The 10,931-nt window shown below is 46.7% G+C and carries 12 protein-coding genes; all 12 read right to left on the minus strand.

Features of this window, described 5'->3' with window-relative positions; genetic code table 11:
• Positions 1–9: 9 nt before the first annotated feature.
• The 12 genes from rsmG to rpmH all read right to left on the minus strand — a co-directional run bounded on the left by rsmG (position 10) and on the right by rpmH (position 10,304).
• Positions 10–618 carry a 16S rRNA (guanine(527)-N(7))-methyltransferase RsmG gene (rsmG, locus tag FBQ74_RS17130; protein WP_215906439.1) on the minus strand — a complete coding sequence of 203 codons (609 nt, stop codon included), beginning with the start codon at positions 616–618 and terminating at the stop codon, positions 10–12.
• Positions 619–650: 32 nt separating this feature from the next.
• Entirely contained in the window at positions 651–2,552 is a 1,902-nt protein-coding gene (mnmG, locus tag FBQ74_RS17135) for a tRNA uridine-5-carboxymethylaminomethyl(34) synthesis enzyme MnmG (RefSeq protein ID WP_139757822.1), read from the minus strand.
• Positions 2,553–3,049: 497 nt separating this feature from the next.
• Positions 3,050–3,817 (minus strand): DUF4097 family beta strand repeat-containing protein, encoded by a 768-nt coding sequence (locus FBQ74_RS17140; RefSeq protein WP_168190703.1) that lies wholly within the window; start codon positions 3,815–3,817, stop codon positions 3,050–3,052.
• A 66-nt stretch (positions 3,818–3,883) separates the two neighbouring features.
• A complete protein-coding gene (locus FBQ74_RS17145) occupies positions 3,884–4,708 on the minus strand; it encodes an ATP-binding protein (protein ID WP_139757824.1) in 825 nt (274 codons plus the stop codon).
• A 2-nt stretch (positions 4,709–4,710) separates the two neighbouring features.
• Positions 4,711–5,373, minus strand: coding sequence for a DnaT-like ssDNA-binding domain-containing protein (locus FBQ74_RS17150; protein ID WP_139757825.1), 663 nt, complete (start codon positions 5,371–5,373; stop codon positions 4,711–4,713).
• A gap of 3 nt (positions 5,374–5,376) precedes the next feature.
• Positions 5,377–5,814 (minus strand): FMN-binding protein MioC, encoded by a 438-nt coding sequence (gene mioC / locus FBQ74_RS17155; RefSeq protein ID WP_139757826.1) that lies wholly within the window; start codon positions 5,812–5,814, stop codon positions 5,377–5,379.
• A 135-nt stretch (positions 5,815–5,949) separates the two neighbouring features.
• Positions 5,950–7,344: a tRNA uridine-5-carboxymethylaminomethyl(34) synthesis GTPase MnmE gene (gene mnmE, locus FBQ74_RS17160; RefSeq protein ID WP_139757827.1), complete on the minus strand. Its 1,395-nt coding sequence runs from the start codon at positions 7,342–7,344 to the stop codon at positions 5,950–5,952.
• A 2-nt stretch (positions 7,345–7,346) separates the two neighbouring features.
• Positions 7,347–7,829 (minus strand): YajQ family cyclic di-GMP-binding protein, encoded by a 483-nt coding sequence (locus tag FBQ74_RS17165; protein WP_139757828.1) that lies wholly within the window; start codon positions 7,827–7,829, stop codon positions 7,347–7,349.
• Positions 7,830–7,883: 54 nt separating this feature from the next.
• Positions 7,884–9,545 carry a membrane protein insertase YidC gene (yidC, locus tag FBQ74_RS17170; RefSeq protein WP_139757829.1) on the minus strand — a complete coding sequence of 554 codons (1,662 nt, stop codon included), beginning with the start codon at positions 9,543–9,545 and terminating at the stop codon, positions 7,884–7,886.
• Between the two features lie 10 nt (positions 9,546–9,555).
• Positions 9,556–9,825 (minus strand): membrane protein insertion efficiency factor YidD, encoded by a 270-nt coding sequence (gene yidD / locus FBQ74_RS17175; protein ID WP_139757830.1) that lies wholly within the window; start codon positions 9,823–9,825, stop codon positions 9,556–9,558.
• Positions 9,792–10,148 carry a ribonuclease P protein component gene (gene rnpA, locus FBQ74_RS17180; RefSeq protein ID WP_139757831.1) on the minus strand — a complete coding sequence of 119 codons (357 nt, stop codon included), beginning with the start codon at positions 10,146–10,148 and terminating at the stop codon, positions 9,792–9,794. Before rnpA ends, yidD begins: the two co-directional genes overlap by 34 nt.
• Before the next feature lie 21 nt (positions 10,149–10,169).
• Positions 10,170–10,304, minus strand: a complete 135-nt coding sequence (gene rpmH / locus FBQ74_RS17185; RefSeq protein WP_014290886.1) for a 50S ribosomal protein L34 — start codon at positions 10,302–10,304, stop codon at positions 10,170–10,172.
• Positions 10,305–10,931 lie beyond the last annotated feature (627 nt).

A 10,931-nucleotide genomic window follows, 5' to 3' on the forward strand; every position in this document is an offset into this window, starting at 1 on the left:
TTAATCCTGTTATGCTTTGTGAATTGTCACCAAATGACGCTCGCCGACAAGATCCGGCACTTCAAGGGTCAGTACAGACTCAACGCTAAAGTGATTACTTACTTCATCAATTTCGCTCTGAGGGAACTGGCCTTTTAGCGCAAGGTATTTGCCATTTGAATCTACCAGATGCTCGCACCAGTGCAACATATCTTTTAATGAGGCAAACGCGCGACTTAATACAATATCATAAGGCGCATTCTCTGTGTGTGCTTCCACCCGATCATGCACGCATTCTACATTATCCAGCTTAAGTTCGTGCACGCATTGTTTCATAAAGCGCACACGTTTACCCAGACTGTCGAGCAGTGTAAAACGGGTTTCAGGCAAAACTATGGCCAGCGGCATTCCGGGTAAACCAGGACCGGTGCCCACATCAATAACGTTATGTGCGGTAATGTGGGGCATCACACTTAGTGAATCAAGCAGATGTTTTACGACCATTTGTTCAGGATCACGGACTGATGTGAGGTTATAGGCCTTGTTCCATTTATGCATCAGTGCGACATAGGCCACCAGCTTTTGCTGCTGTTCTTGTGTGACCATCAATCCCATTGTCTGAATGCCGGCTGAAAGCATGCCAACCAGTTTTTCAGTGTCTACTTGACTACTCACGCGCTGATACGCTCCTGTTTACGTAATAAACCATGCTTTTTGAGGTAAACCAGAAGCAACGAAATTGCGGCCGGTGTAATACCGGAAATTCTTGATGCTTTACCAATCGTCTCTGGCCGCGCTTCGGTTAGCTTAGCTACCACCTCGTTTGAAAGGCCGGAGATTTTGCTGTAATCGAAGTCATCTGGCAACAACGTATTTTCATGTCGCTGAGCTTTGGCTATCTCATCCATCTGACGGGCGATATAACCGGCGTATTTGATTTGTATCTCCACCTGCTCTGCGGCAATAGGATCATCAATCCCCGGACCTAACTCATCGATTTGCATAAGTTTGCGATACGTCATTTCAGGGCGGCGAATCAGTTCTTCCAAAGAATGTTCACGGCTTACCGGGTTTTTAAGGATCTCGTTGAGGGATGCCGCAGCACTATGCTCCGGGTGGATCCATTGGCCACGAAGACGCTGCTGTTCTTTTTCAACCGCTTCCATCTTGTGATTGAAAGACGCCCAGCGCGCATCATCGACTAATCCGATCTCACGACCTAAAGCGGTCAAACGCATATCCGCATTGTCTTCACGCAGTAGAAGTCGATATTCAGCCCGGCTGGTGAACATGCGGTAGGGTTCTTTGGTGCCCATTGTCGCCAGATCATCAATCAATACGCCCATGTACGCCTGATCACGACGCAGAACCAACGGATCTTTCTGTTTGACTTGTAGTGCAGCATTGGCACCAGCCACAAGTCCCTGAGCACCGGCTTCTTCGTAACCTGTTGTGCCATTTATCTGGCCAGCAAAAAACAGACCTTTGATGTATTTGGTCTCAAGCGTTTGCTTCAGGTCGCGAGGATCAAAGAAGTCATATTCGATGGCATAGCCCGGACGAACGATATGCGCGTTTTCAAAACCATTGATAGAGCGAACCAGCTCCATCTGAATGTCAAAGGGCAGACTAGTGGAAATGCCGTTTGGATACACTTCCATACTGTTAAGCCCCTCAGGCTCAACAAAAATCTGATGTGAAGATTTGTCGGCAAAGCGCGTTATTTTGTCCTCGATGCTGGGACAGTAACGCGGACCAACACCCTCAATGACACCGGTAAACATTGGTGACCGATCCAACCCACCACGGATAATTTCATGGGTACGCTCATTGGTGTGCGTGATATAGCACGGGATCTGCTTAGGGTGCATAGCACGGTTGCCCATGAAAGAAACCATAGGAACCGGATCATCGCCAGGCTGAGCCTGCATTTTAGAAAAATCCAGACTGCGGGCATCAAGACGCGCAGGTGTTCCTGTTTTCAAACGGTCAACTCTGAAAGGCAACGCTCGCAGGCGTTCAGCCAACGCTACGGAAGGAGGATCGCCGGCTCTGCCGCCGCGATAATTTTCAAGACCAATATGGATCGTGCCGCCTAAAAACGTACCGACAGTCAGAACGACAGATTTTGCCTTAAACTTAAGACCCATCTGGGTTACCACACCGGTTACCTGATCATTTTCAACGATTAGATCATCACAACTTTGCTGAAAAAGCGTGAGGTTTGGCTGCTCTTCGACCATTTTTCTGATCGCCTGACGATATAAGGTCCGATCAGCCTGTGCCCGGGTTGCGCGTACAGCGGGTCCTTTGCTGGAATTCAAGGTTCTGAACTGAATACCAGCTTGATCGGTGGCGAGACCCATGGCACCACCTAATGCATCGATCTCTTTAACCAGGTGTCCCTTGCCGATACCGCCGATCGCAGGATTACAGGACATTTGCCCAATGGTTTCGATATTGTGAGTCAGCAACAATGTATTGGCCCCCATGCGGGCTGATGCCATAGCAGCTTCGGTGCCTGCATGACCGCCACCAACTACAATGACGTCAAATTCTTGCTGATAAAACATGATAAACCTCACAGATGCAAAAGATTCGAATGATCTAGGCCTTCCAGAAAAAGGGCGCGTATTTTAGCTGACTTAACGCCTAATGAAAACGGTTAAATTTTCCACACGAATACGTGGAAAGTCAGAAAGGGCGAGGCTTATATATTATATGATCTTTTAAGATCTTATTTATTTTTACTACTATTAGGATCGGCCTGATCTGTTGATAAGCGATCATTTCCCTTAGATCACAGGATCTTATGTCATTAATAACACTTGTATGAGATCGATCATAACCGGGGTCTGATCTTGTGTATAAACCCCCTATTTATCCACATGTGCAATCTTCAGAAATTTTGTTCCTACTGTGATCAAAGCTTATACACAGTGGTCTTGGGGATCATATCCACAACCGTGATCAAATTGTGATCGACATGGGGATAAGTTGTCGAATAGATCGGGATAATGATCAAAAAAAGCCCGCTATTAACGGGCTAGAGAGTGATCAGCAAGATTTACTAGATCTTTTCCACATGGATCGAACCGCCCGATGTTTTCAGATCAACCTGAGGTCCGCCGCCGTTAATTTTTCCTTCAATTTCGCGTTTGGATACCGAGCCTTCTACCGGCCATTCACTTTTAACTCTGCCTCCGCTGGTGCTGGCTTCAAGATCAATTTTTATCGTTTCAGGAAACATCGCATTAATTGAGCCGCCTGAAGTACGCAAACTGACGTCTTCATCTGGTTGTTCTGAAAGCCTCAGATCAATACCGCCACCTGATGTATGCCCATCGATATTTCCCTTCACATCACTGATATCTAATGCACCGCCAGAGGTTTTTATATCGATATCACCGACTACGTCAGACACGGTAATACGTCCGCCTGATGTGCGGGCTTCGACCTGTCCGATTAGCGACTCGATAGAAATCGCGCCACCTGCAGTATCGACATCAACATTATATTGTTCCGGCAGGGTAATAGCGTAGCGTACGCGCAGAGAGCCACCATACCACTCTCCTTCGCGCTCGCCATCAATGGATACGCCATCATCATCCTGCTCGAAGTTTACGGTAAAGTCGCCGTCATTGCGTTGGTCGATATCCACATCGACCTCGACGGTATCTGACGAATGCGTATTGATTTCAATTGAGCCTGCATCTGTACGCAAAGTCAGGGTGCCGTCAGGCGAAACGTTAAAAGATTTTGTTATTTGTTCAGCCAGCACCTGAGTGCTGAGTAGTGAAATACCAAGAGCGGTACAAAATGAGAGGCGTTTTGACATAGTGTTTTCCATTTTTTAGTGGGGTAAACACTATGTCGCAAAAAAGAATAAAAAGGTTTAAAAAATTTATCGTACCTGATTGGGCTGATAACGTGATGATGAGGCACTTGATGGCTCTGCTTCATCTGCAGCGATACCTTTGCGTCTGCTTGGCCCTGAAAAACGCACCCGGTATGTGTCATATTCGCGGATACTTTCAAAGCAGTAGCGTCCGATAGCATGCTCCAGTTCAGCCAGATTATGGTTGGTAATAAGAATACAGTTTTTCTTATTCACCAGACGCTGTCGAAGAAGATTGCCTAACCAGCTTTGGGTATTCTTTTTAAGTACGGTTTCGTTAACACATACCTCATCCAGGATTAATAAGTCTACTTCCAGCAGTTCCTGATGGGCTTCACGAAATTTTTGTCCAATGTTGTCTTTGGCACTGTAATCGTAGGAAAAATACCGCATTTCCAGCAATGTCGACAGCTGACGATACAGTACACTTATTTCGTACTGTTCGATAAGCTGATGGGCCATGGCCCCGGCGATATGTGATTTGCCACGACCATAATCACCGTAAAACAACATCATATGAGACCCTGATTCACGCCAGGAGGGATCATCATGTGCAGCAATAAATGATTGAGCAATACTTACTGCCTCAATCACATCGTCGCTGTCCTCAACCAGATTAGCGAATGTCCAATTAGGATTCAGATCGGAGCGGCCATGAATAGCGGCGATCCGGTCCTTCTTTGACCGCATCTGGAGCTGCCTGATCTCATCATTGGCCTGCTGCTCATATTGCTTTCGCAGCGTTTTGTAATCAACGTACTCGCTTTCCTGTACATCGGGCTTTCCCATCGCACGGGCGAGATTGTTAATACGATCTTTTATTGATTCCATAATCAGGACTTCTTGTGGGCGTGATATTTCTCTACCAGTTTACGGGCATTATCGTCTGCTTCAATACCCGCTGCAACTGGCACCTGTTGATTGCCGACACGACTTTTCGGTGTGCCTCCCGCTGCCAGACGTTTATAGCGCATAGCGTAAGCGAATTTCTGCGTCCACTGAAAGTGACTGAAAACAGCTGACGGGCGCCCCAGCCAGTACGCGATAAACTCACCCACATCATCACTATCAAATGACTTATCAATTAGCCCTAGTAAACTCGCCATCTGTTCAAATAAGGCCTTATCAGGCTGCCAGGAAGGCTTCATAGGCTGATGCTGACGATGAAGATGGGCAAAATCATCCTGCGCTTCGTTGCACAGCGGTAACAGCACGGTCTGGCCATTAAGGGTTTGATCAAAACTTAAATGCTGGGGCAGGGCAATGAGACCGGCCTGCTCAAGCTGACGCAGCAAACTGTTTATTTGCCTGCCGCGTGTGAATGGTTTGTCCTCTTGGTGGTCCGCATTTAGCAGTGCGAGCAAAAACTTATAATTGAGGGGATCACTGGTTGTTGTGGCCAGATTCGCAGTAGGTCTGACACCCAGACAGTAAAGTACCCGGGCATCATTGCTCAGCCCGCTGCACAGTGCGTGGTACTCTGCCTGTGTAAACACTGGTTACTGGTCCGCCAGAACATCTTCAAACCACTCTACAGCCTTATCTTCAGGAATAGGGTGGTTGAGAACATCTATATGCAAGGGCGGATGGATAAGCGATGCTCCGGATTGTAAAAGCACTCTCTCCATTTCTATAGCGCCATAACAATAGGTGTCATAGCTGCTGTCACCCAAGCCGATAATGTAGGTTTTTACCTGATTAAGGTCCGCTTCTTTGAGCTGCGTGGCGAAAGGCTGAATATTATCAGGTAAGTCTCCTGCACCATGGGTGGACGTGCAGACAAGCCAGGTAGCGTCAACTGACAGATCATTCAGGTCAGGTTCCAGATGAATACTGGTAGTATAGCCGGCACGTTTTGCTACCTCATCAAGTGCATCGGCAACATATTCGGCCGCTCCGAGCATGGAGCCTACAATAATAGACAGGTGTTTAGACATACACGAATTTACTCATATACAAGTTAGAAAGGGCGGGTAGCCAGCGTTACTATCCGGCTACTCAGACTACAAAATATCACGAAGACTGACTCCTGCAAAAACCAATTAGTCTTTGAGAACCACCTGAGACGCTGGCTATTTACCGATACAGAAAGATGAAAATATCTTTCCTAATAAATCGTCCGAGGTAAATTCCCCGGTTATCTCAGTCAGGGCCTGGTGAGCAAGACGCAGCTCCTCTGCCAGTAGTTCGCCAGCCATATTTTCTTCTAACTGGTAGTGGCCGTTGTCAATGTGTTGCTGTGCTTTATCAAGCGCATCGAGGTGCCGGCGCCGTGCGATAAACTGACCTTCTGATGTCGTATCCAGACCCATAGTCTGCGCCAGGTGCTCACGCAACAGCGCAATACCTTCGCCGGTCTGGGCCGATAAGCCGATAACAGTGACATCACCATGTGCAGTTGTGACACTGTTGGTGGCGATTTGTTCGTCAGATAAGTCGGCTTTATTGCGTACCACTGTGGTGGGAATACCTGCTGGAAGGCGAGCCATAAAATCCGGCCAGATCTCATAGGGATCAATAATCGAGGTTCGGGTACTGTCGACCACAAATAACACCCGATCGGCCTGCTCAATCGCCTGCCAGGCGCGATCTATACCGATTTGCTCAACCTTATCTGCGCTCTCTCTTAACCCTGCAGTATCGATAATATGTACCGGCATACCATCTATATGAATATGTTCTTTAAGTATATCCCGCGTGGTACCGGCAACATCGGTGACAATAGCGCTGTCGCGGCCAGCCAGTGAGTTTAGCAAGCTGGATTTACCCGCGTTAGGACGCCCAGCAATAACAACCTGCATACCTTCGCGAAGTAATGAACCCTGACGCGCATCGGCCTTGACCTTCGCCAAAGATGCTATTATTGCTGCGAGATCCCCGGCAACTTTACCGTCTGACAAAAAGTCGATTTCCTCGTCAGGAAAGTCGATGGCGGCTTCGACATACATGCGCAGGTGAATAACCTGGTCGGACAGCTGTGAAATGGCAGTAGAGAATTCGCCCTGTAATGAGCGCAGAGCGCCGCGGGCTGCTTGTTTAGAGCTGGCATCAATTAAATCAGCAATCGCCTCTGCCTGCGCTAAATCGAGCTTATCATTCATGAACGCCTGTTCACTAAATTCTCCGGGTCGCGCCAAACGCGTTCCTTCAACGTTTAGTACTGCATCAATCAGCATGTCCATCACTACCTGACCACCGTGCCCCTGTAGTTCGAGCACATCTTCGCCAGTAAAGGAATTGGGACCGCGAAACAAGAGTGCGATTCCCTGGTCTATAATCTCACCATGATGATCAGTGAACGTGGTATAGGTAGCCGTACGCGGCGTAAGCGCTACAGGCACCATTTGCCTGGCCACTGCTTCGGCTTTAGGGCCGGACACGCGGACAATACCCACACCACCGCGACCCGCGGCTGTAGCCTGGGCAACGATAGTTTCAGTATTGGATGGACTATGTGCTGAATGCATAATTAATCGCGAAAGTTGTTGAACTGGAAGGGTTGTCCGAAATCTTCGGCTTTAATCAAAGCCATCGCCTGTTGCAGGTCATCGCGCTTTTTACCGGTAACGCGTAGTTGGTCACCCTGAATGGCTGCCTGTACTTTGATTTTTGAGTCTTTTATCAGCTTAACAATTTTCTTCGCCACAGGCTGCTCGATGCCCTGTTTAAAGGCTATCGTCTGACGGCAGGTTTTGCCATGCTGGTCCATGGGCTTCACATCCATTGCTGAGGTATCGATGTTTCGTTTGGCGCAAGCACCTCTGAACATAGATTCCATCTGCTGAAGCTGAAATTCAGCCTGAGCAGTCATCAGGACTGTCTTATCTTTATATTCGAAGCTTGCTTCAACGCCACGAAAATCGAAACGGGTAGAAAGTTCCCGGTTGGCATTTTCGGTGGCATTACGCACCTCTTCCATATTGATTTCTGAAACAACATCAAATGATGGCACAGTATTATCTCCTCAATGACAAATCAGCCCGCATAAGGCGGGCTGATATAACGTTTAACGGGTCTTGATGCCTCTTTTTTCCATAGAAGCGTAAATCAACTTCGCCTGGATAAGGGTGATTACGTTACTGATAAACCAGTACAGAACCAGACCGGCGGGGAACCATAGGAAGAATACGCTCATAGCCACAGGCATAAACTGCATAATCTTTTGCTGCATAGGGTCTGTAACGGTTGTTGGCTGCAGCTTTTGCAGTAACCACATGCTGGCACCGGTAAGTATAGGCAACACAAAGTACGGGTCTTTAACTGACAAATCAGTGATCCACAGGAAGAAGTCAGCATGACGTAATTCAACGCTTTCCAGTAATACCCAGTATAGCGCAAGGAAGATAGGCATCTGCAATAACAGCGGCAGACAGCCACCCATCGGATTCACCTTTTCCTTCTTATAAAGCTCCATCATAGCCTGAGACATTTTTTGTCTGTCTTCGCCATAACGGTCTTTTAACTGCTGCATTTTAGGCGCCAGATTACGCAGGCGAGCCATTGATTCGTATTGTTTCTTCGTCAGGGGATACATAATCCCTTTAACAATGACAGTAATCAGAATAATTGCCACACCCCAGTTACCGACCAGGCTGTGAAGCAGTTTAAGCAGACCAAACAGTGGCTGTGAAATCCACCATAAGAAGCCGTAGTCCACGGTAAGGTCCAGTCCTTTCGCCAAATCCAACAATGTTTCCTGATCTTTAGGACCCATATAAAGCTTGGCGCTGATTGTTGCACTATCACCTGCATTTACCGAAACCGGCTGGCCTTTAAAGCCAATAATGGCGTATTGGTTAGCAGATAATTTTGAATACAGTGCAATATTATCGTCCTGTTGAGGGACCCAGGCTGATACAAAGTAGTGCTCAAGCATACCAACCCAACCGCCTTTGCTGGTCAGGTTCAGGTTTTCGTCTTCAATATCACCAAAGTCGTACTTTTCGTAGCGATCTTCTTCTGAACCGTATGCTGCACCTCGATAGGTCGGCATGAACATATTGCCGCCTTCAGGCGCCTGAGTCGTCTGTTTTAACTGAGCAAATTGCTGCAGGCTAACGGCATTACCTGATTGGTTATTGATGGTGTAATTAACATCAACAGTGTGCGAGTTCTGAGTAAAAACAAAGGTTTTAGTGACGGTGACGCCGTCTTCACTCTGCCACGTTAATGGAATTTCAAGCGTCTCAGATTGCATCACATAATCGGACTGTGGTGCGGTATAGCGGGGACGACCATCACGACTGCTATCCGGGCCATTACGACCGACCAGCCCACTTTGCGCAATATAAAGACCGTTTGACGGACGCAACAGACTGTATGGTTCTTCTGAGCCTTGTTTTACCGGAAAATCAGGAAGGTCAGCAGAGATAACATCACCACCACGCAGATCAATTTTTACATCCAGCGCGTCAGTAAGTACCCGGATAACACGTTCGTTATTAGTGGAGTCCTGGGCTACTGCACCTGGAACATCAGCATCACCTGAAGGCATATCATCAAGTTGTGCATTTTGCGCCGAAGGCACACCATCATCCTGCATTTGCGAGGATTGTTCAGACTGAACTGGCTCCACCGGCTTTGGGCCATAATCTTCCTGCCATTGTTGCCACAGCAGAAAACTGACCAAAGCCAGGCCAATTAACAGAAAACTACGTTGCGATTCCATATAGGTCTCTTTATTTTGAGTGTTTAGTATCGTGTTTACTGGGTACTGGATCGTATCCACCCGGATGCAAAGGGTGGCATTTTATAATGCGTTTAATCGATAACCAACCACCAATTAATAAACCATGCGTTTTTAATGCTTCAATGGCATAAAACGAACAAGTAGGATGAAATCGACAGCGTTGTCCTAACATCGGCGAGATGCACCACTGATAAAACTTTATCAGTAGCAGGGGAAGCAAAATACTTATTTTGCGCAGCGCTTTACTAATTTTTTCCATTGCTTGTCTAACATGGCAAACACTTCTTCATTTGTCAGCTTATTAGCGCCCGACTTTCCCACAATGACAATATCAATGTCCGGAAGCGTGCCAGTGCGATGACGAAAACTTTCGCGAATAAGTCTTTTTAACCGGTTTCGGTCATGGGCTTTACGAATACGTTTTTTAGCTAACGTGATACCCAGGCGCGGACGGCCTAACTCATTATGGCGTGCTAAAAGTGTAAAGGCAGGGGATACAGCTGGTGTAGCGTCGTTAAACACATAGGTAAAGTGGGAGGGAGTTAACAGGCGTAACTCCCTGGAAAAATTATTTTCACCCACTTTGGAGTATTACTACTTTAATTAAGCAGAAAGGCGAGCGCGACCTTTAGCACGGCGAGCTGCTAGTACTTTACGACCATTTTTAGTCGCCATACGAGCACGAAAACCGTGTGAACGCTTGCGCTTTAAGTTGCTCGGTTGAAATGTTCTTTTCATGACCAAAGTCTCACTTATCTAGTTAAACACAGGCGGTATTGAAATAACGCATTCTCAAAAGTTTAAAAACTAACTTTCTATTGATGCTGTTAGGTAACTAACACTGCCTACCCAAAAGGATGCCGAATTCTAGAGATCTCGCGGCCTTCTGTCAATGGATAATGCATGAATAGCCACTGACTTTTAGCTATTTTTTGTTCAGTTTTATGAAAGCACTGGTATCTGGAAGTTATTAGCAGGTTATTTCTGTGAATAAAACCAAATTTTGCTAAAAATTATCCACAGGTGCCTGTTACTGACGTGTGTGAAAACGTATAAAAAGCACGTGAAGATCACCCCTGATCACCTGTACAGGGGTGATTGTTATCGAGATCGATGTTTATATAGATAAACTAAATAGATACTATTTTTCAATTATTTACATTATTGATCGTGAGGATCTTTGCGGATGATCGTTTACTTTCTGTTAGTAAGATCAGATAATCCACAACGATAAGATCAAATAATAAATTTTCCTGCTCATCATCTAATGATTATGTCGACTCTCGCCTGAAAATCCCCCAGGCCTTTTTTCGATGGCATATATAGCATTGTTGGTGTCGTAGCGACTATCGGAGCTATTTATAC

The organism is Salinimonas iocasae, from assembly GCF_006228385.1.
In the GTDB taxonomy this organism is placed as follows: Bacteria; Pseudomonadota; Gammaproteobacteria; order Enterobacterales; family Alteromonadaceae; genus Alteromonas; species Alteromonas iocasae.